Source organism: Afifella sp. YEN Y35 (genome assembly GCF_047553465.1).
Lineage (GTDB): Bacteria > Pseudomonadota > Alphaproteobacteria > Rhizobiales > Afifellaceae > Afifella > Afifella aestuarii.
The window spans coordinates 1,790,491-1,811,616 of the sequence record NZ_CP180203.1; the positions used below are offsets into that span (position 1 = coordinate 1,790,491).

The window sequence follows — 21,126 nt, forward strand, 5'->3', positions numbered from 1 at the left end:
CACATGAGATCTGAGGTTCAATTTGGTCGCGTCCCATCGGCGCTTTTCGCACTCTGCATCGCACAACTCGCTTACGCGTGTGATCCGCCCCCACGAACAACATAAGTAGAATTGCGCGTCCGGCACCAGAGATATGAGCTTTTTAGCCAAGAGTATGTTTGCAGACGTGCTCCGTGCTGGAAGGAATTGCCCGGGCCGAAGAGCGTGAACAGCCGGGCGAGTGACGCAGCCGCACCACACGTCATTGGCTTGCCGGCAAATCCTTGGTATGGAGCCCGCAACAGCCACGGCACCATGTCGCCGCTTTTCGGAGCCGCCGCGCATATCCGCGCGGCCCGCATTCCGCCCAATTAGGATACCCAATGCCCTTGATCACGACGAGCGCGCCGCTCGCCGCCGCGCTTGCAAGCCGTGGCTATACCGACCTTACCGACGTTCAAACGGCCGTCCTCCAACCTGAAGCCGACGAGCGCGACCTGCTCGTTTCCGCACAGACCGGATCCGGCAAGACCGTCGCCTATGGTCTCGCTCTCGCCCCCACACTCCTCGGCGAAGAAGAAAGACTGCCCGAAGCAGGCGAGCCGATGGCTCTGATCGTGGCGCCGACACGCGAACTCGCCATGCAGGTGACGAACGAACTCACCTGGCTCTTTGCGGAAACCGGCGCCCGCCTCGTAACACTGGTCGGGGGCATGGATCCGCGCGCCGAGCGCCGCCGGCTCGATCAGGGCGTCCACATCGTCGTCGGAACCCCGGGACGGCTGCGCGATCACCTCACGCGCGGCGCGCTGCAGATCGGCAATCTGAAAGCCCTCGTCATCGACGAGGCCGACGAGATGCTCAATCTCGGCTTCCGCGAGGATCTGGAATTCCTGCTGCAGGCCACGCCGGCGTCCCGCCGCACGCTCCTGTTCTCGGCAACCCTGCCGCAGACCATCATGCAGCTGACGAAGCGCTACCAGAAGGACGCGCTCCGCATCGAGGTGGCGCGCGGCGAGACGGGACATGCCGACATCGAGTATCGCGCCGTCCGGATCGCGCCGAACGAGACCGAGCATGCGATCGTCAACATTCTGCGCCGCGCCGAAGCGCCAAACGCCATCGTCTTCTGCAACACCCGCGAAAGTGTGCGCCACCTTTCCTCCGGCCTGATCGAACGCGGCTTCGCGGCCGTCACTTTGTCCGGAGAACTCAGTCAGGCCGAGCGCAACCAGGCCATGCAGGCACTGCGCGACGGCCGGGCGCGCGTCTGCGTCGCAACCGATGTCGCGGCGCGCGGTCTCGACTTGCCGAGCCTCGATTTCGTCATCCATGCGGATTTGCCGAGCGACGCCGAAACCCTGCAGCACCGTTCGGGACGTACCGGCCGAGCTGGCCGCAAAGGTGTCTCGGTCTTACTGGTGCCGATCTCGCGACGCCGCAAGGCAGAACGACTTCTGGCCGAAGCGCGCATCGATGCGGCATGGTGCGCTGCTCCCTCGGCAGATGAAATCCGCGCGGCCGACGAAGAGCGCCTGCTCGCCGATCCGGCGTTCAAGGAAGAGCCGAGCGAGGAGGATGCAGCAACCGCCGCCCGGCTGCTCGCCGCGTACTCACCGGAGGTGCTCGCTGCAATGCTGGTGCGCCAGTGGCGCTCGGAGCTGCCCGCGCCGGAAGACGTCTTCGACCCGAATTTCGGTCGCGACCCGGCCGCGGGAAGGCCCGGTCGCGACCGCGACGACAGGGGTTCGTCCAAACACGCACGCGGAGGCCCCTATCTGTGGTTCCGCATGGACGTCGGACGGCGCAACAATGCCGACCCGAAATGGCTGCTGCCCCTTTTGTGCCGGCGCGGACAGATCACACGGCAGGAGATCGGGGCCATCAAGATCTTCGACCGGGAGACCAAGTTCGAGATCGCCGAGAGCGTCGCCGGGCGTTTTCTAGAGACCGCGGCCCACAGCGAGGGCGACGACATCACCATCTCGCAATCCGATGCGCCTGGCAGCCGCGGCGGGCCGGGAGGCCGTGGCAAGCCGATGGGCCGAAACGGTCCCAACGACGACCGCAAGGCTTTCAAGCCCAAGCGCAAAGGCTTCAAAGAATCCGGCGGCCCATCCCACGGCAAACCGACCAAGCGCCCGAAAGCGAAGAAAACCAAAAGCTGATCGGCCGCCAGGCCGTCTATCGGGGCGAAGAGCGGGAGGAAGGCTTAGACGCGGAGAACGACGAGGAAGAGGCACAGCAGGCGCAGGCCGCCTGACGGTTCCGGCGAAGAATGTGTCTGCATTCCTTCGAAGGACGATGTTTGCCCGTGTGCAACGTGCGTCCCGGCGGCTTCTTTCGCACCGGCAGATTATCTGATCTATTGCTCTCTGAAGTATTTCTTAGAATAAAGATCTAGGCGGCGGAGTGAGAGAATGGAGCGGACGTCCGCTGTTGAAGGTGCTCCCCTGAGCGATACGGGGAGCACGGAAATCGTCGTCTCGGCCGACATCTCGCCAAGCTTCACATACGCCTCTTATCAAAACTCGGTCCCGGTTCTCCGATCTCTGCGACTGGCGAACCGCGCGCCAGAGCCGATCGAAAACGCCGAATTGTCGCTGTCGGCCTCGCCGCCCTTCGTTCGGCGAAAGACCTGGAAGATCGACCGGATCGCCGGACAAGACGAACTCGCCATTCTTGAACGTCGGGTGGACCTCGATGCCGATTATCTTGCCGGGTTGAACGAAGCCGAGCGCGGCGACATCACCCTCCGGCTGACACGAGGCGACGAGACGCTCGCGGAGCGTATTTTTCCCGTGCGGCTGCTCGCCCGCGACGAATGGGGCGGCGTCGCAGACATGGCCCAGATCCTTCCGGCTTTCGTCATGCCGAACGACGGCGCGATTTCGAAGGTGCTGCGCGCGGCAGCGGAGAGCCTTGCGCGTCACGGCCACGTTTCCGGCATGGACGGCTACCAGAGCGGCGATCCGAAGCGGGCCTATATGCTGGCCGCCGCCATCTATTCGGCGGTGACCGGCCTTGGCCTCCATTACGCCCTGCCGCCGGCGAGTTTCGAACGGCGGGGCCAAAAGGTCCGTCGTCCGAGCACCGTGCTCGCCGAAGGTCTCGCCACCTGTCTCGACACGAGCCTCCTCTTCGCGGCGGCCCTCGAGGCGGCGGGCCTTCATCCGATCATCGTGCTCTTTGCCGACCATGCGACGACGGGCGTCTGGCTGCGGCCACGAACGCTGCCGCACACGGTCGAAAACGACGCCAGCGAGATCAGAAAGGCGATCGCAGCACGCGAGCTCCTGGTCTTCGAGACGACGGGCGTCACGCATCGCCCACCGATGATGTTCAATCAGGCGTGTCTGTCGGCTGGAGAGCGTCTCGGCGAAGAACACGAGCTGTCGTTCGTCGCGGCCGTCGACGTTGCCCGCTCCCGCAGCAGCGGTGTCACACCGCTCGCTTCGCATGAGCGGTTGACCGCGAAAGACGCCGCGACAGAGGAGCCGGCCGGCGAGGTCCCGCTGCCCCCGGTGCCCGACTTCGATGCCATGCCCGATAAAGTGGAAGAGACGCCCGCCACGCCGGCCGGCCGCATCGACCGCTGGCAGCGCAAACTCCTCGACCTTTCGCTGCGCAACCGGCTTCTGAATTTCGTCGGATCGAAATCGACCGTCGCGTTTCTCTGCCCAGACCCAGCCTTCCTGGAAGATCGGCTCGCCGACGGAAAGGCGATCCGCATCATCTCGCTGCCCGAACAGAACCCGCTCGGCGAGCGGGATGCCGAGCTCTACCGCGAGGTCCGTGGCAAAGACATCCAACGCGAGTTCGCTCTCGACGCCCTGAACCGCGACGAAATCGCGTCTCCGCTCGAACCCCAGTCTTTGGAAGCACGGCTGACAACGCTTTACCGGCAGGCCAAAAGCGACCTCGCGGAAGGCGGCGCGAATACGCTCTATATGGCCGTCGGCTTCCTTCGCTGGAAGAAAAAACCCGAGGACGAGCGGACCTATCGCGCCCCCCTCCTCCTTATTCCGATCAAGCTCGAACGGCGCAGCGCCTCCTCGCAGTTCCGCCTGCTCCACCATGAGGACGATGTCCGGTTCAACGCCACGCTCCTGCAGTTTCTGGAGCGGGATTTCGATCTCAAAATTCCGTCGCTCCAGGGCGAGCTTCCGACCGACGAGAGCGGTATCGACGTGCCCTTCGTTCTGGAGCTCATGCGCAGGGCCGTGCGCGACGTGCCGGGCTTCGAGGTCGTCGACGAGACGGCGCTGGCCACCTTCTCCTTCGCCAAGTTCCTGATGTGGAAGGACCTCGTGGAACGGACCGATTCGCTTCGCCAAAATCGGGTCGTCCGGCATCTCATCGATACGCCGGAGCAGCCGTTCTCCGGCGACGGCACGGCCTTCCATCCGGAACGCGACGTCGATCGCGTCTTCGCCCCGGCCGACATCGTGACCCCGCTTCCCGCCGATTCCTCTCAGTTGGTGGCAAGCATCGCCGCGGCCGAAGGCAAGGATTTCGTCCTCGTCGGGCCGCCGGGAACCGGCAAGAGCCAGACCATCGCCAACATGATCGCGAACTGCCTGGCAAAGAAGAAGACCGTGCTCTTCGTGGCGGAGAAGACCGCGGCTCTCGACGTGGTCTACCGGCGCCTGCGCGAGCACGGGCTCGCGCATCGGTGTCTGGAGCTGCACTCCAGCAATGCCGACCGGCGGCACTTTCTCAGCCAATTGCGCGACGCCTGGGAAAGCGGCAAGGCCGGGGCTGCCTCAAAATGGATCGAGCTCAACGATCGTCTCCGGATCCGCCGCGATGAGCTCAATGCCTATGTCGACGCGCTCCACCGTCAGGCGGCGAACGGGCTCACGCCCTACCTCGCGATGGGTCGCACACTGCGCGGCAAAACGCGCTACGCGCCGGCTCTCCATTGGCCCTCGAAGGATGCGCATGATCGCGAGAGCCTGCTCGAGCTCGAAGATCTGGCGGCGGAACTCGGCCGCACATTCGCGGAAGTGGAATACCGGCCTTCGCTCGCCTTCCTCGACATCGAGGAATGGTCGTCCGCATGGGAAGACAAAATGCTGGCGGCCTCTCGCATCTGCCGGGATGCGACGGACGATCTTCTGGAAGCTCTCGGTCGGCTCCGGCACGAGCTCGGCCTCGATGCCGTCGAGGATGCGGATCGGACATCGCTGGAGAGTTATGCGGAGTTTGCGCGCCACATCGGCAAAAGCGCCGAGGGCGATTACGCCATCGCTCTCGACCGCGAATTCGAGCGGATCCAAGCCGCGATGGACGAGTTGGAGCGCGCTCTGCAGAGTTATGTCTCCGATGCGGGTGCGCTCTCAGCGATTTTCGAGCGCGAGGAACTTGGCCGGATTCCGGTCGATACGATCGAACAGGACTGGCGGCAGGCCAAGGCTTCGAACTGGCCGCTCTCATGGCTGCGGCGGCGCAAGTGCCGCAAGCTCCTGCAGACTTACGCACGCTCCGGCAAAGTGGACCCGGAGAACGATCTGCCGCTGATCCGGCGGATGCAACACTCCGCTGCAGCGATTGCTCAAAGCCCACTTGTCGTCGAACGAAGCCATTTCGCCGGGCTCGACACGGACACGTCAAAGCTGCGAGCGCATCTCGAGGCAGCCCGGCAGCTGCGCCGCGCCTTCCTCGGACTTCTCAGAACTGTGGGCGAGATGAAAACCGTCGTCGAGAGCGTCGCGCCTATCATCTACGGGCGGCGCGAAGGCGACACGCTGATCAGAGCCGCAGCGCGCTTTCTGGAACGACACGCGGCCTTTCTCTCGGCGGAAGCGGAATTTGCGGCAGCGGCAGGCCAGAGACCGACTGACCTCGAAGCAACGCCAAGCCTCGCTTCCATCTCGAAGGCGATCCGCGAGATCGAGGAGAGCCGTCCCCTCCTGCGCAACTGGTCCTCGTGGTGCAGCGTGCGGAACCGGGCCATCGCCCACGGCCTTCAGCCATTCGTCGCGGATCTCGGAAAAGGCCTGATCGAGCCCCATGACATGCGGGGCATCTTCCGCCTCGCCTATGCGAGGTGGTGGTTGCCGCTCGCCATCGACGACGATGCCACGCTGCGCAGTTTCCGGCGCTTCCAGCACGAGCATGCGATCGACGATTTCCGCGAGCTGGACGATCTCGTGCGCAAGGCCGCCTCCACGCGCGTCGTCAAAGCCGTCGAGCACGATCTGCCAGCGGCGCACACGGTCCCGCGGAAATCCGAGCTCGGACATCTTCGGCATCAATTGGAGCTGAAGCGCCCAAGCCGCTCCATTCGCGAAATGATCGGCAAAATGCCCGAGAGCTTCGGAAGGCTCGCCCCGTGTGTCCTCATGTCCCCCTTGTCGATCGCGCAATATCTGCCGCCGGACCAGGCCCTCTTCGATGTCGTCATTTTCGACGAGGCCTCGCAGATCACGACCTGGGATGCCGTCGGCGCGGTCGCGAGAGGACGCCAGACGATCATCGTCGGCGATCCGAAACAGCTTCCTCCGACCAACTTTTTCGGGCGCAACGAGGCCGATGATGCGGACCTCGAAGAGTATGAAAAAGATCTGGAGAGCATCCTCGACGAAGCGAGAGCCTGCGGTCTGCCCATTCACGATCTGCGCTGGCATTATCGCAGCCGGCACGAATCCCTGATCGCCTTCTCCAACTGGAATTATTACCAGAACCGTCTCATCACCTTCCCGTCTCCCGTCACCGAGGACAGGGCCGTGTCGTTCCGGCACGTGCCCGACGCCGTCTACGACCGCGGCAAGAGCCGCACGAACGAGAAGGAAGCCCGGGCGATCGCGAGAGAGGTCGCCGCACGTCTCAAAGACTGGCTGAGACTGCCGGAGAGCGAGCGGCCGACCATTGGCGTGATCACCTTCAACAGCCAGCAGCAGGCACTCATCCTGGATTTTCTCGACGACGAGCGGCGCGCAGACGACGAAATCGAATGGTTCTTCGCAGACGACCGCGTCGAACCGGTGTTCGTGAAGAACCTGGAAAACGTCCAGGGCGACGAGCGCGACGTGATCTTGTTCTCCATCACCTTCTGCAAGGACGCCGCGGGCAAGCTCAGCGTCGATTTCGGCGCCATCAACCGCGAGGGCGGCGAGCGGCGGCTGAACGTCGCCGTCACACGGGCACGCCAGGAGCTCCTCGTTTTCGCCGGGATCACCGCCGACCAGATCGATCTCAGCCGCACCAAGGCCGCGGGCGTCCACCACCTCAAGGCGTTCCTGGATTATGCGCAAAGAGGCGCCGTGGCTTTGCCCGCGGTGGAGACCGGGTCTCAGGGCGAACTCGAATCGCCCTTCGAACAGGAGGTTGCCGAGGAGCTGCGCAACCGCGGCTGGCACGTCGTGCCTCAGGTCGGCGTCTCCGGTTTCCGGGTCGACATCGCGGTGAAGCATCCGGAGCGCCCCGGCGCCTATCTCGCCGGCATCGAATGCGATGGCGCCACCTATCACCGCTCCGCCACGGCCCGCGACCGCGACAAGGTGCGCGAACAGGTTTTGCGTGGACTCGGCTGGGAGATCATTCGTGTCTGGTCGACCGACTGGTGGTTCGATCGCACCGAAGCGGCCTCCAGACTGCATGACGCCCTGGAAGAGCTCCTCGCGCGGCAACCCGCCCCCATCCCGGAACCTTCAGAGACGGCGCATTGGGAGATGGCCGAGACGGAGGGCGCGATGCGCGAGCCGCTTGTGGCGAGTGCCATATCGGTGATGACGGAAGAGCGGCCCGCTGACCTCTCCGACGTCGCCAGCGACGATGCCGACCGCTTTGCCGGCGCGGCTACGCCACAAGAGAGCCTCTTTGCGGGGCCTGACGCGGCGCGAGAGACGGGTGAGCCCCTTTTCCACGTCGCAGATCTCTCAGTCTTCGATGCCGATCCGAACAGATTCTTCGATTTCGACTACCGCGGTGAGCTTCAGGCGATGGTCGACGCGGTTCTGGAAGCCGAAGCTCCGGTGCGCGAGGACATTCTGATGCAGCGCATTGCGCGCGCGCATGGCTGGCTGCGGACCGGAAGACGGATCCGGGAGCAGATCACGAAGCATCTGAAGACCCAGATGAGGACCGAAGAGGACGACGTGCCCTTCCTGTGGAAGACAGAGATTTCGCAACGTGTGCCCTACCGAGCCCCCGCCGGGCCGGAACACCGCCGCGCAGTTCCGGAGATCTCTCTCGCAGAGCTCGCCGATCTCATCCTCGCGGATCCTGCGGTGTTCGCAGAAGTCGATCCGGCGCTCGCCCTCGCACGCACCATCGGCGTCGACAGGCTCTCCGCCTCATCGCGGACGCGGCTCGATAAGGCGTTGCAACATGCGCAACGCCTCGGCACAGGTGGGTCGCAAGTCGACCCCTGACGCACGAGCCCCTCGGCGCCAGCCGCGTACGTGCAGCGGAGCTTTGCCGTCGCAGTCTCCGCATGCACGCGCTTACGCAGACAGCCGGTGTCCCGAGGGCTGTCGATCCTGAATTTTGTCTTCACCTTTTCCCGGTCGACGCCTATCCCGGAGCGCGCGACACAGACGCTCACCCGAAATGAAGAGGCTCGACCGATGACATCCTCATCCCACGCCAAGTTCGATCCGGATCGGGCTCGCGAATATGGGGAACAGGCGCGGATCGCGCTTGCCGGCTACGACGCCTGCCACGAGCTCTGCGCCTGCATCCTGTCGGCCGCCTTGAGCGGGCGTAAGGAGCGACGCGTGCTCGTTGTGGGAGCAGGCGGCACGGCCGGTGAGATCATCACCGCCGCCCGGCTTGAACCGGACTGGCGTTTTGTTGCGGTCGATCCGTCGGAGCCGATGCTCGCACTGGCGCAATCGCAGGTCGACGCTGCGGGAATCGGAGATCGCGTCGCTTTCGTTCGCGAGGAGGTTTCCGCCCTCCCGCGCGAACCTCAATACGATGCCGCGCTCATGATCGGCGTGTTGCACCATATCCCTGAAAGCGGAGACAAGGCACGGCTGTTGGCTGACATTGCCGGCAGGCTCGTTGCTGGCGGGTCGCTCGTCCTTGCCGGAAACTGCAGGGCCTATGACAGTGAACCGCTGCTTCAGGCCGCCTGGGCAAACCGCTGGCGCCTTCACGGTGCCTCCGAGGAGGACGTCGAGGTCAAGCTGGCGCGCATCAAAGCGGGGGCCGTGCCCCCCGAATCCGAGGAGGCCGTCGCCGCGCTTCTCGGCGAGGCCGGATTTTCGATCCCTAAGAGGTTTTTCGCCAGCCTCTTCTGGACCGCGTGGCATACGCGCCTCGAAGGTCATTGACCGATAAGCGGCCGGAGACGGCGGCTTACGATCGGGTGGATTGCCCCGCCAAGATCTGCGAGGCAACATGTCGGACCGATTTCCCGGTCCAAGCGGATGGGGCGACCCCATTGCCAGCCGAGTTCACGACATAGCCCTCGCGTGTTGTCGCAGGGCCGGTCGGAATTCGGATGGGCGCATAGAAGCAGCTCCAGGCCACGCGGCACGCGAATCTCGGACCGCCAGTCCGTGCCCCTCACGGCCTGACACCAGACGCCATGCCTCGTTCGCTCCGGCCACTTTGGCAGACGCCGACACCCTAAACCGTGCAATTCTGAAATTTTATGAATGACTTAGGGATGGCGGAGAGGAAGGGATTCGAACCCTCGAGACGGGTTTAAGCCGTCTACTCCCTTAGCAGGGGAGCGCCTTCGACCACTCGGCCACCTCTCCACCTCCCGAAATGGCCGGTTTCGCGGCCCGCGTCAACCGGGTCTCTTGCCGGAACGGCTTTTGGCTCTGTTTGCACCTGCATGCTCGCGCCCACGCTGCCGTCGACAAGACCGGCCGGCCGCTCGCGAGACGCCCATTCCGGAGCCGGCACAGGCACGGGCTTCCCAATCCCTGAAAGTGCAGATGAGGTCGGGCCGCTTGCGGGCCATAGACGCCGCCACGAGATCGTGGCGCGGCGGCTTCCGGGGGTTAATGGCGGATGGTGAGCAAGAGGTTCAGATGGCCTCCCACTGCAAAAGAGTCGCTTGTAGGCCTATCGCCGCGTGCGCTGACCGAAGAGCACCGCCTGCGCGTCCTTGTCGCTGGACAGATCCATTTGCTTGTCGAGGCCGACCGCGAAGGCCTTCTCAAAGGCGGGACGGGCGAGCAGCATCTGGCGCCAACGCGCGACATTGGGGAAATCCGCCAGATCAACACCCTGCTTTTCGGGAGAACGCGCCCAGGGCAGGATCGCCATATCGGCGATCGTCAGCTCTTCGCCGGTGACGAAGCTGCGCTCCTCCAGCCGGCGGTCGAGAACGCCGTAAAGCCGATCGGTTTCATCCTCGTAGCGCTTGATGGCGTAAGGGATCTTCTCCGGCGCATAATTGCGGAAATGGTGGTTCTGGCCGAGCATCGGGCCGAAGCCCGCCATCTGCCACATCAGCCAGCTTTCCACCTCCACGCGTTGTCTCTCGTCTGTCGGATAGAAGCGGCCGAATTTCCGGCCGAGATACATGAGGATCGCGCCCGATTCGAACATCGAGATCGGCTCGCCGCCCGGCCCGTCATGGTCGATCAGCGCCGGCATTCGGTTGTTGGGAGAAATCTTCAAAAAGTCCGGCTGAAACTGCTCGCCCTTGCCGATATCGACAAAGTTGACGCCATAGGGGACGCCGACTTCCTCCAAGAACAGGGTTACCTTGAAGCCGTTGGGCGTCGGCCAGAAATAGAGCTGAAGCGCGGGCTCTGCCATGAAACACTCCTTTGCATTCGTGCCCATAGCTAGTCGCGCCCGGCCCCTCGACAAGCGCTGCATGACGACCGCAAAGGGCCGCCGCGCAAAGCCTCAGCCTAAGATTGCCGCGCCATCGCCGCGACAAAGAAACCGTCGGTTGCCGTCGAGGCCGGGGTGAGAACGAGGCCTGCGGGCGTCGCCCAGCGCGGCAGTGGCCCCGCCGTCACCCTGTCCCAGGCCGGGGCGAGGTCGAGCGTCTGAAACTCCGGCTGTGCCCCGGTGAAGGCGGTGATGCGCTCGCCGTTTTCGGCAGGAAACAGCGAACAGGTGACGTAGACGAGGACGCCACCGGGCCGCACGAAACGAGACGCCTCGTGAAGAATCTTTTCCTGCTCTTCGGCGCGCGCCTGCAGCGCGTCTTCTTTCATGCGCCATTTGGCGTCGGGCCTGCGCCGCCAGGTCCCGGAGCCGGAACACGGCGCATCGACGAGGACGACATCCATCCGTCCTGCAAGATCGTCGAGCGCGCCCTCGCCCGGCTGACGCACCTGCACATTGCGTGCACCCGCGCGCTTCAACCGCTCAAAAATCGGCGCCAGGCGGTGGCGGTCCGCATCATGAGCGTAGATTTGCCCGCGATTGGCGAGCGCCGCCGACAGAGCGAGCGTCTTGCCGCCGCCGCCGGCACAGAAATCGAGGATCTGTCCACCACCCTCATCGAGGCCTGAGGCGGCGAGGAGCGCCGCAAGCTGGCTCGCCTCGTCCTGGATCTCGATGCGGCCGCGCTGATAGGCCTCGTCGGCCTGAACGTTCGGATGTCGGCGTGCGCCTTCGCGCGGCGGCACACGCAGACCGACGGGCGACAGGCGCGTCTTCTCCACGCCGAAACGCGCAAGCTGCCCCTCCACCTTGTCCCGCTCCGCCTTCAACGTGTTGACCCGCAGATCGAGCGGCGGCCGTTCGCCGAGCGCGGCGCCCTCCTCGACCCAGGCAGACCCGAAGACCCTTTCAAGCTCTTCTGCGGCAAAGTCCGGAACATCCGCGCGGGCGGCCTCCGGCATGCCTTCCTCAGAGGTTGCTTGAAGTCTTTCAAGCTCCGATTCCGTCAGTTTCTCAGGGGCATGGCGATCCTCGCTGAAAAGTTGATTCAGACCGTCCGCAGACTCGCCCCAGTGGAACACCACCGCTCCGAGCGCCAAAGCGCGCGGCGTCTCCTCCCCCATCCGCCAGGCGATGGAGGCGCGTCGGCGCAGCGCGTCATAGACGAGATCGCCGATCGCCGCGCGATCGCCGGACCCCGCAAAACGATGCGACAGGCCCCAATCCTTGAGCGCCTCCGCCACGGGCCGATGGCGCTCCTCCACATCCGTCAAAACCGCGATGGCCGCATCGATCCGCCCGGGAAGGCGCATGGCTTCTGCCTCTTTGAAAAAATCGGCCGGACGGTGGGAGCCGCCCGGCACGATACGTGGTGCGCTACCGTCGGCTGGCAGCGCCTTTGAAACGACGTCGAGGCAGCCTACGAGCGGCCCGGATAGTTCGGGCTCTCGCGGGTCAGCTGCACGTCGTGCACATGGCTTTCCTGCAAGCCCGCGCCGGAAATCCGCAGGAACTGCGCCTTGTTGCGGAATTCTTCCAGGTTCTGTGCGCCCACATAGCCCATGGCGGCGCGAAGTCCGCCGGCGAGCTGGTGGAGAACGCCACCGACCGGCCCCTTATAGGGCACCTGGCCTTCGACGCCTTCCGGGACGAGCTTCAGAGAATCGCGCACCTCCGCCTGGAAATAGCGGTCGGCGGATCCCCGAGCCATGGCGCCAACGGAGCCCATGCCCCGATAGGCTTTGTAGGAGCGGCCCTGGTAGAGATAGACGTCGCCCGGGCTTTCATCCGTGCCGGCGAGAAGCGAGCCCACCATGGCGACCGACGCACCGGCGGCAAGCGCTTTCGCCAGATCGCCGGAAAACTTGATGCCGCCATCGGCGATCACCGGCGTATCGTGCTTGTTCGCCTCCTCGACGGTCTCCAGGATCGCGGTGAGCTGCGGCACGCCGACGCCGGCCACGACCCGTGTCGTGCAGATCGAGCCCGGCCCGATGCCGACCTTGATGCAATCGGCACCGGCATCGATGAGCGCCTTGGCGCCTTCGGCCGTCGCCACATTGCCAGCGACGATCTGCGTTTCGTTGGAGAGCTTTTTGATCTTCGTCACGCTTTCGAGAACGCGTGAGGAATGGCCGTGGGCGGTGTCGACCACGATGACGTCGCAGCCGGCATCGATGAGACGCTCGGAGCGCTCAAGCCCGGCATCGCCGACATTGGTGGCGGCGGCGGCCCGCAGACGGCCCTGCGCATCCTTGGCGGAATCTGGATGCAGACGCGCCTTCTCGATGTCCTTGACCGTGATGAGACCGATGCAATTGTGCGCCTCGTCGACGACGAGCAGCTTTTCGATGCGGTGCTGGTGCAGAAGCCGCTTGGCCTCTTCCTGGCTGACATTGTCGCGCACCGTGACGAGATCTTCCCGCGTCATCAGCTCATAGACGCGCTGGTTCGGATCGGAGGCAAAGCGCACGTCGCGATGCGTGAGGATGCCGACGAGGCGGCCGGTCACCGTGCCTCCGGTGCCGGCATTCTGCACCACCGGAATGCCGGAGATATCGTTCGCCTTCATCAGGGCCTGCGCGTCGGCAAGCGTCGCGTCCGGGCCGATGACGACGGGGTTCACAACCATGCCCGATTCGAATTTCTTGACCTGCCGCACCTGCTCGGCCTGGATTTCCGGATCGAGATTGCGGTGGATGACGCCGAGGCCACCGGCCTGCGCCATGGCGATGGCAAGCTTTGCCTCCGTCACGGTATCCATGGCCGAGGAAATGATCGGCAGTTTCAGGGAAATCGTGCGCGTCAGACGGGTTGAAAGGTCGGTCTCGCCCGGCAGCACCTGGCTGTGGGCGGGACGCAGAAGCACGTCGTCGAAGGTAAGAGCTTCGCGACCGGTCGAGACATCAATGATTTGTGGCATGCCACCTCCGAGAGGGATCGCAACGGTGCGACTGGGCGTAAGTGAGGTTGGCGCGGGTCATTAACACGCAGGTGACGGCTTGCAAATGCCCTCAAGAGCCCTTTCCCCTTTTGCACGGCTGCCCTGCAGAGAGAAAAGGAGCCGGCGAGGTTCCCTCCCGCTCACTCGGCACGGAGGTCAGCACGTGGGATGGGATCCCCGCCCGGCTTGATCTTTGCGGAAGATTTTGTGCGAGCGCACAGGCGATCGGTCCCAGATCCCCTTGACCGCCACAGCCTTCACGCTGGGGCGGCCTTGGCGCCGGGCGGAAGAGCGGTCCGAAAAACGCACCGCTCTTCCGACGCAAGCTCAGGGCGCCATGAAGGCCGCGTTGATTTCGAGATGCACCTCGTCCGATACGGCGGGCACGTATGCGTCGAGGCCGAAGTCGCTTCGCTTGATCGTCGCGGTGCCGTAGAATCCGACATTCAGCTTGTCATCCATCGGATTGGTGCCCGCGCCAACGAACTTTGCGTAAATCGTCACCGGCTTCGTCTGATCCTTGATCGTCAAATCGCCGACGATCGTCGCCGTATTCCCGTCGGCGGGCGTGACGGATGTCGAAACGAAGTGAGCGGTGGGATATTCAGCCGCGTTGAAGAAGCTCTCCGACTGAAGATGCCCGGCGAAATCGGCGAAGGTCACGCGGACATCGTCGATCGGGAAGGTCACATCGACCTTCGCAGCGGAGAGTTTGTCCGGATCGATGGTGAGCGATCCCTCCGATGCGCCGAACAGGCCGTCCAGCATCGTGACGCCGAGATGGTTTACGGCCCAGGAGACCTGCGTATGGGCCGGATCGACCTGATATGTGCCGGCTTCGATACGGGCGGGTTCCGCCTGTCCGGGTTGCTCGGCGGTCGTGGGAATCGTCTGTGCGAAAGCAGTGCCAGCAGCGAGAGCGAACGCGGCAGCAAGAATGATGCGCATGAAATACCTTTTTCGAAGTTGACGGGGGGAGGCCTCAGGCCCGCTGCGAATATGGCATGCGAGCCATCCACCGGAAAGGTCTGCACCCACCTCCCCGCCAGCCAAAGTCACGGCAACTGCGCACCGGCGCTGAGGGTCCCCGCGCTATGCCTCGTCCGGCTGCCCGCGAAATCCCGTCGCCAGAAGATAGGTTTCGGGGCTGTCGGAGCGGCTCGCCGGCGGCTTCACATGGACGACCTTGGCATAGCTTTTCTTGAGCTCGGCCAGAAGCGTATGTTCGGTGCCGCCGCGAAAGACTTTCGCCAGGAACGCGCCGCCCGGCGCCAGAACCTCGTCGGCAAAAGCGGCAGCCGTCTCCACAAGCGCCACGATCCTCAGATGATCGGTCGGCTTGTGGCCCGTCGTCGGCGCGGCCATATCGGACAGGACGAGATCGGCCTTATGCCCGCCCAGCGCCGCCTTGAGCGCATCCGGCGCGTCATCGTCGAGGAAATCCTTCTGCAGGAAGGCGACGCCCGCAAGCGCGTCCATCTCCAGATAATCGATCGCCACGACGCGGGGCGCCTCGTCTGACGACTGCACCCGCTTTGCCGCCACCTGCGACCAGCCACCCGGTGCCGCACCGAGATCGACGACCCGCAGCCCCGGCTTCAGGAGCCCGTATTTCTCGTCGATCTCCAGAAGCTTGTAGGCCGCGCGCGAGCGCATGCCTTCCGCTTTCGAGCGGGTGACATAAGGATCGTTGATCTGGCGCTCCAGCCAGCGGCGCGACGAGGGTTTGCGCTTCTTGTGGCTTGTCAGCCGCGCCATTCGGGCGTCTCCTTACCGTCTTCCATAAGGCTCGCAGCACGCGTGTGCAGCACGCCGCGCCCGAGCCGCCTGCGCGGGCGGCCTATGTGCAAAAGCGCTGGCGGTGTCATGCATCGTCTCCGGAGATGTCGGGCCGGCCGCGCCTTTTTCCCTTCGCCTCGCAAGCCCTCGCCTCGCCACCTCTCCCTTCACCACCTTTCATGTCACCGCGGCGGTGTTGGTCGTGGCGTGGCTGATCCGGACGCGGCTTCAGATGTCCGTCGGCGCGCATCAATTGAATGAGGATCCCTTCGCGCAGACCGCGATCGGCGACGCGCAGGCGCTCGCACGACCATTCGGAGCGGATCGCCTCGAAGATGGCGCAACCGGCCAGCACCAGATCCGCACGCTCGCGACCGATGCAGGGATTGGCGATGCGGGCCGCGTAATCCATGGCACGCAGCCGCGTCATCATCGCTTCGATGTCGGCCGCTTCCATCCACAGACCATCGACGGAGCGCCGGTCATAGCGCGGCAGATCGAGATAGACGCCGGCCAGCGTCGTCACCGTTCCGGATGTGCCGAGGAGGTGAAAGCGGCGCTCACGCAAGGCGCTCTGCAGGGCGGACCGGGCGCGGAAGCGGAAAAATTCCTTGCGCACATCGTCCACCATCGCCTGGAAGACGGCAGGCGTTACGTCGACGCCACCATAGCGCTCGGCGAGCGTCACCACGCCAACGGGTAGAGACGCCCAGGCGCGCACGAGACCGCGGCGGCGCCCGCGCCGTCGGTCGAGCCAGACGATTTCGGAAGAGCCGCCACCGATATCGAAAAGGACGGCCCCCTCTGTCGCGGGATCCAAAAGCGGGGCACAGCCGGCCGCCGCGAGATGGGCTTCCGTGCGCCGGTCGATCATCTCGAGCCGGAGACCGACCTCGCTTTGCACCCTTTCCAGAAAATCACGGCCGTTCGTCGCCTGACGGCAGGCTTCGGTGGCGATGAGGCGGGTTCGTGCGATCGGCCGTGTCTCGAGCTTCTGCCGGCAGACCTTCAGCGCCTCCACGGCGCGCGATTGCGCCTCCTCGGAAAGGCAGCCGTTCTGGCCGACCCCCTCCCCGAGCCGGACGATGCGCGAAAACGAATCGACGACGCGAAAATGCTCGCCCCGCGGCTCGGCAATCAAAAGTCGGCAATTGTTCGTCCCGAGATCGAGCGCGGCATAGTAAGGCCCCCGCTCGAAACTGCCATGGCGACCACGCCATCTCGTGCCCGATCGACGGGAGCCGCTCTTGTGTTCGGCACCTTCGCGCTCCATCCGCCGATGGGAGGGCTGCGCAGCGCCTGCAGCGTCAACCGCCGCCTCGCGCAAGGATGCTGCGCGCGCCAGCGGCTCCGTCGGACCGGGCAGGAATGCGGGTCGCACCGCATTCGTGCCCTTGGTCATATGCTCTCCTCGCGCGGTCTCCTGGTTGAGACCACGCTTTCGTTGAGGAGAGAGTAACAGCGTCGCCGGCAAAGGGAAACGGTCAAGGCCGCACAGCGTGCGGGCCGGCGAAGATCTTTGACCTTCGATGGCTCTTCGCGGGCGCTTTCTCCGGTTCGCCGGATCTTGCGGCCGGGCGGCGCCCTCCAGGTTTGGAGCCGGCCGAACGACATCCGCCAGGGGCGGCACGACATTCTGGCTACCCTGAAGCCTGTGCATGGCTTGTCGCGCCAGCAGAAAATCGCTGCAATGGCCTTGCCAAGCGCGAAAGCGGAATTTAGGTAGACGCCGTTCGGCCCGTTGGGGAATAGTTTAACGGTAGAACAGCGGACTCTGACTCCGTCGGTCCTGGTTCGAATCCAGGTTCCCCAGCCAATCACCCCTCAGTGATCGATATTCTTGCGCGCTTCGCGGGCCGCAAGGCCGAGACACGCACCCAGCAGGTGTCGGAGCCGTCCTTCTTCGCCCGCCGGTCCCAGGGGAACCACAGTTTCACCCGGCCGTACGGATCGCAGTGGATCTCCTCGCCTTCCGGGCCCGCGACGATGCCCACCTGCGCCCCCTCGATGCGCGGGCGCTTCGTCGCGCGGTGCGGCGTCAGCGGAATGCGCGACGGCATCGCTTCGAATTCGTTGCGGTATTCCGGCTCGTCCTGCGCCGTCTCGTAAGAGCGGTCCACCACCTGGTGCACCGCGCGGATGACCACGTACTCCTCGTAGCGCTTTTCCGGATGGGCCACTTCATAGGGCGCAAACCGCCGACCCGGCTCCACCACGCGGATGTTGGAGCCCGCCTTGACCCGGTCATGGTCCGCCTCGGACGCCTGCATGCGGAGCTTTTCCATGCGCTCATGCGCGGCCACGTCCATGGCGCGGGCCGGATATTCATAAAGCTCGCGTCTGGCATTCTCCGGCAGCTCGACGAGCGAGGGCGTCTCCGCCGAGGGCACCGTGTTCGGCGTCTCGAAATTCCAGTCGGCGCCGGAGCGTTTTCCCGAGACATAGGAATAGCGCCGCCGCCATGCGTCGATGTGGTTGCGGTCGGATGAGCCTTGCGCGATGCGCATCGCCGCCTCGCCCTGAGCCGCCGTCGACGGCTTCGACCAGGCGCTCTGGTGGTCGCCCACTATCAGCTTGTGCCGGCCCTTGTTAGGGCTCTCCTGGGCATTCTCCAGTCAAGAAGGACGAGGTTTGCTCGGTTTGTCAGCCACCAATCTCGACATCAGGCGAGCCTGTCTCGGCAGCGCCGCCACAATCGATGGCATCGCCGATGCGCCCGGCGGGCCTGCCGTTGACGAACACCGTCGCCGATCCTTCCGCCAGTTTGCGGCCGTGCGAGGGTTTGGGACAGGGCGAACAGGCATGTGGCTCATAGCTGTCGCCGACCCGCATCAACGGCTTGCCGTTGACGAAGACATCGGGACTGCCGCCTGTGGCGGATGTTGGGGGAAAGTGACAGGCGTGGCCGGAGCCGATATCACCCTTGCGATGGGCTTGTGGCATCTCCATTACTCCCCGGCTTATTTCGCTGACGGTTCATGGCACCGACGAAAGGAACAAATACGACGAGCATCATCAGAAGATAAGAGGTCATCGTGAAAAGAAACGGACCCACGATGCTGTTCGGAAACGCGCCACCGAGGACGTAACCAAACGGCAGTGCGCAAAACATAGCGACGGCAACGATCCACTCCCCGGTCAGACGCGACCGTCGAGCCGCTCCGTCTTCTCCAAGGCCAGCCACGTTCGACTGCCAGTTCCTACCCTCTCGCCCCCCGCTGCGAAAGCAACAAGAACAACTGACATTACAGTCATCAACAGCCCAACGAGCGCTCCCATCAAAAAACGTAACCCAGAAATACCCTGCTCAGCACGTTTCCTATACACCCAATCAAACAGAGCAAAAAAATTTCCCGTAGTTTTATATTCTAGTTATAATTTTTATAATAAGCATTGAATCTACCGCCAATAAGCTGCTAGTGCGTCAAAAGCCAGCTCCTCAAGCCTTTTGTTTTGCACTTCGGCAAGCTCTTCATCGGTTGCTACGCCATTCTCATGGCGACGCATAATTTCGCTCCGGATCTGCTCCATGCGCCTTACCAGAACCGCCCTTCAAGCTCCTTCACGCTTAAGTTGAAGGTCAAAGTAATCCAGCTGTGATAGATCTCAACTATAATCATTCATCGCCCTCTCCGCTATCAGCCTTATCTTTGTCTATTGGTGCATTATATCGATAAATTACAGAAAAGAATATTCCAAAAGCAAGCAACATCCAGCCATATAACGGACTTTTAACCATTAGATAACATACAATTACTGCATAAACTATCGATATTATGTATTTTATATATATCATGATAATACATATTCGATTGCGCGATGCTATGGAAGCCCGGCCGCCGCAGCAATATAACCGTAACGCAAGTTCGACCGGACACCGTAATAATCGACATAACTGTTATCGCCAAGCGCACGGCAGTGGGTCCCAACGCCCGCGTCGATCAATGACTTCAAAGGTCAGGTCTTGAGGTGCGGCCTCGCGGCCAGGGAGCCCACCACAATAGCGCCGCCAGGAGCAGCACCAGATACAGCCAAGGCTCAAAGCTACTCCGGTAACAGCTCGGAGCGCCGCCGCGTTCGATCATCATTCGAAACGGAGCGAAAGCACCTTGGATCGCCGGGCCGGGCGCGACGAAAACGCCGCCCTGGGACGGCTTTAACTGCAAAAGGCCTTCCGCCGCCATCGCTTCGGGCACGAAACGCGCCGCAGCTCCCGGTGGCGTCTGTGACAAAATCTCCAGGGAGCGGGCACAGTAGTCGACCTCCGGCCACGGGTTAAAACCTCGCCGCCCCGCCGAGCGGAAAACATTGGCCGTATCGGCGGATGCGTCAACGCACGCTTCTGTGGTGCATTGTGCCACCACCACTGGCTCGAAGTCCGCACCGCGTCGCTTTTCGAGATACCACACCAGCGTGAAGACCACAGCGAGCGCGGTCGCCATGATACGGAAGAGCGGCAGCCATCGCTCGATCACTGATTTCTCCTGACCCGCAGATCGAAGGCGTCCCATTCCGCCTGTGTGATCTCGCCGGCAGGAATACGATTGGTCTCGATATCCTCCTCAATCTCCTGGATCGCATTGTTCAGCATGTGGATGTAGAGCGTCAGACCGACGCCCGATAGAATGGTGATGCCCAGCCCGATATGGCCGCTGCCTTTGACGACGACGCCCAACCGGGCAAGCGTGGCGGCGCTGACGGCGCGTTTGGTGGCCTGCGATTCCAGGCCGCCCTTCAGCGCCTTCCCGCCTAGTGTGTTGGGGGTTCCGCCGACACCGATATAGGCCCGGATGATCGACAACAGCGCCACCAGCTTGCGCAGCCGTTCCAACTCCGGCAGCAGTTCAGCCACCGTCCATAGGGTGTAGGGGACCTTGGCCCAAGCGGGCGCCCACTGGGCCATCGCCACCTTGCCGATGAACATGGTCGAGGCCGTCGGGCTTGCTGCCCATGTCTCGGCGGCGGCGCGTTCGATCTGCGTCTTTGTGGTCTGCTGCGGCCCCGAGTTCAGGTGCCCTTTGATGCACCAGCGCAGAAAACTCTCGAACACGACCAGGGCATGGACGTAGTTCGACCCCTCAAAAGGCGGGGAGTCCCACATCGCGCGCCAATCCATGGCGTCAACGATCTCCTCGACGCGGGTTTTGGGATCAACGGAGGTAACGGGGATTGCCATCGGGACTCCTAGTTCAGGTCGATTCGCACGCCAGTCATGGCGATGGGACCAGACGTTTCAACCTTCAGGCTCTTGCCGTAGAGAGTGATGTTGCCGTCCTTGTCGATGATAATACCGCCCGCTGCGTTGACCAGTCGGATGCTATCCATGGCTCGAATACGCATGGCGCTTCCCGACTGGATGGACATCAAGCGCTGGGATTCCATCGACAACCGCTTGCCGGCGGTGACGCTAACGTGACCGGTCGAGGTGATGTCGGCGATTTCGGTCGCATTCATGCCCAAATAATTTCCGGAAACCAGAGTCAGGTCACCCTGCGCTTGAACGCGAACCGCCCCGCTCGCCTCGCCCAGTCCTTGCGAGACGCCTCGTAAGTTTCCAGATGCAGGCGGAAGGTGTTGCCAGCCTGAAGAAAGGTCGAAGCCCCCATGAAGTT

General features: G+C 63.5%; 13 protein-coding genes, 2 tRNA genes and 1 pseudogene. 4 read left to right on the top strand and 12 right to left on the bottom strand.

Translation table 11 applies throughout. From position 1 onward, the window contains the following. Positions 1 to 263: 263 nt before the first annotated feature. The 3 genes from ACK8CP_RS08485 (at position 264) to ACK8CP_RS08495 (ending at position 9,263) form a co-directional block, all read left to right on the top strand. Positions 264 to 2,147 carry a DEAD/DEAH box helicase gene (locus tag ACK8CP_RS08485; RefSeq protein ID WP_414833980.1) on the top strand — a complete coding sequence of 628 codons (1,884 nt, stop codon included), beginning with the start codon at positions 264 to 266 and terminating at the stop codon, positions 2,145 to 2,147. A gap of 252 nt (positions 2,148 to 2,399) precedes the next feature. Beyond that, entirely contained in the window at positions 2,400 to 8,357 is a 5,958-nt protein-coding gene (locus ACK8CP_RS08490) for a DUF3320 domain-containing protein (RefSeq protein WP_414833981.1), read from the top strand. Between the two features lie 195 nt (positions 8,358 to 8,552). Next, positions 8,553 to 9,263 (top strand): SAM-dependent methyltransferase, encoded by a 711-nt coding sequence (locus ACK8CP_RS08495; protein ID WP_234627466.1) that lies wholly within the window; start codon positions 8,553 to 8,555, stop codon positions 9,261 to 9,263. Positions 9,264 to 9,602: 339 nt separating this feature from the next. Here the strand turns inward: ACK8CP_RS08495 and ACK8CP_RS08500 are convergent. From ACK8CP_RS08500 to ACK8CP_RS08530, 7 genes are all read right to left on the bottom strand, one after another. Continuing rightward, positions 9,603 to 9,695: transfer RNA gene (locus tag ACK8CP_RS08500), tRNA-Ser, on the bottom strand. Between the two features lie 313 nt (positions 9,696 to 10,008). Further along, positions 10,009 to 10,710: a glutathione binding-like protein gene (locus ACK8CP_RS08505; RefSeq protein ID WP_234627443.1), complete on the bottom strand. Its 702-nt coding sequence runs from the start codon at positions 10,708 to 10,710 to the stop codon at positions 10,009 to 10,011. Between the two features lie 98 nt (positions 10,711 to 10,808). After that, the gene (locus ACK8CP_RS08510; protein WP_414833982.1) at positions 10,809 to 12,104 is read right to left on the bottom strand and encodes an RsmB/NOP family class I SAM-dependent RNA methyltransferase; all 1,296 of its coding nucleotides are present in this window, start codon (positions 12,102 to 12,104) and stop codon (positions 10,809 to 10,811) included. A 107-nt stretch (positions 12,105 to 12,211) separates the two neighbouring features. Next, complete coding sequence (gene guaB / locus ACK8CP_RS08515; protein WP_414833983.1) at positions 12,212 to 13,714, bottom strand: IMP dehydrogenase; 1,503 nt, start codon at positions 13,712 to 13,714, stop codon at positions 12,212 to 12,214. Between the two features lie 348 nt (positions 13,715 to 14,062). Further along, positions 14,063 to 14,773: a YceI family protein gene (locus tag ACK8CP_RS08520; RefSeq protein WP_414833984.1), complete on the bottom strand. Its 711-nt coding sequence runs from the start codon at positions 14,771 to 14,773 to the stop codon at positions 14,063 to 14,065. 54 nt (positions 14,774 to 14,827) lie between these two features. Next, on the bottom strand, positions 14,828 to 15,493 hold the full coding sequence (locus tag ACK8CP_RS08525; protein WP_234627439.1) for an RlmE family RNA methyltransferase: 666 nt from the start codon (positions 15,491 to 15,493) through the stop codon (positions 14,828 to 14,830). Positions 15,494 to 15,599: 106 nt separating this feature from the next. After that, positions 15,600 to 16,916, bottom strand: a complete 1,317-nt coding sequence (locus ACK8CP_RS08530; RefSeq protein WP_234627438.1) for a Ppx/GppA phosphatase family protein — start codon at positions 16,914 to 16,916, stop codon at positions 15,600 to 15,602. A gap of 340 nt (positions 16,917 to 17,256) precedes the next feature. Here ACK8CP_RS08530 and ACK8CP_RS08535 point away from each other — a divergent pair. Then, positions 17,257 to 17,330, top strand: a tRNA-Gln gene (locus ACK8CP_RS08535). 49 nt (positions 17,331 to 17,379) lie between these two features. Here the strand turns inward: ACK8CP_RS08535 and tssI are convergent. The 5 genes and pseudogenes from tssI to ACK8CP_RS08560 all read right to left on the bottom strand — a co-directional run. After that, a pseudogene (tssI, locus tag ACK8CP_RS08540) lies at positions 17,380 to 18,111 on the bottom strand (type VI secretion system tip protein TssI/VgrG); the annotation flags it as partial. A 46-nt stretch (positions 18,112 to 18,157) separates the two neighbouring features. Further along, the gene (locus tag ACK8CP_RS08545; RefSeq protein WP_414833985.1) at positions 18,158 to 18,457 is read right to left on the bottom strand and encodes a PAAR domain-containing protein; all 300 of its coding nucleotides are present in this window, start codon (positions 18,455 to 18,457) and stop codon (positions 18,158 to 18,160) included. Positions 18,458 to 19,464: 1,007 nt separating this feature from the next. Further along, complete coding sequence (locus ACK8CP_RS08550) at positions 19,465 to 19,989, bottom strand: hypothetical protein (protein ID WP_414833986.1); 525 nt, start codon at positions 19,987 to 19,989, stop codon at positions 19,465 to 19,467. After that, positions 19,986 to 20,690, bottom strand: a complete 705-nt coding sequence (locus tag ACK8CP_RS08555) for a hypothetical protein (RefSeq protein ID WP_414833987.1) — start codon at positions 20,688 to 20,690, stop codon at positions 19,986 to 19,988. Before ACK8CP_RS08555 ends, ACK8CP_RS08550 begins: the two co-directional genes overlap by 4 nt. Before the next feature lie 8 nt (positions 20,691 to 20,698). Further along, positions 20,699 to 20,968 carry a hypothetical protein gene (locus ACK8CP_RS08560; RefSeq protein WP_414833988.1) on the bottom strand — a complete coding sequence of 90 codons (270 nt, stop codon included), beginning with the start codon at positions 20,966 to 20,968 and terminating at the stop codon, positions 20,699 to 20,701. Positions 20,969 to 21,126: the final 158 nt, after the last annotated feature.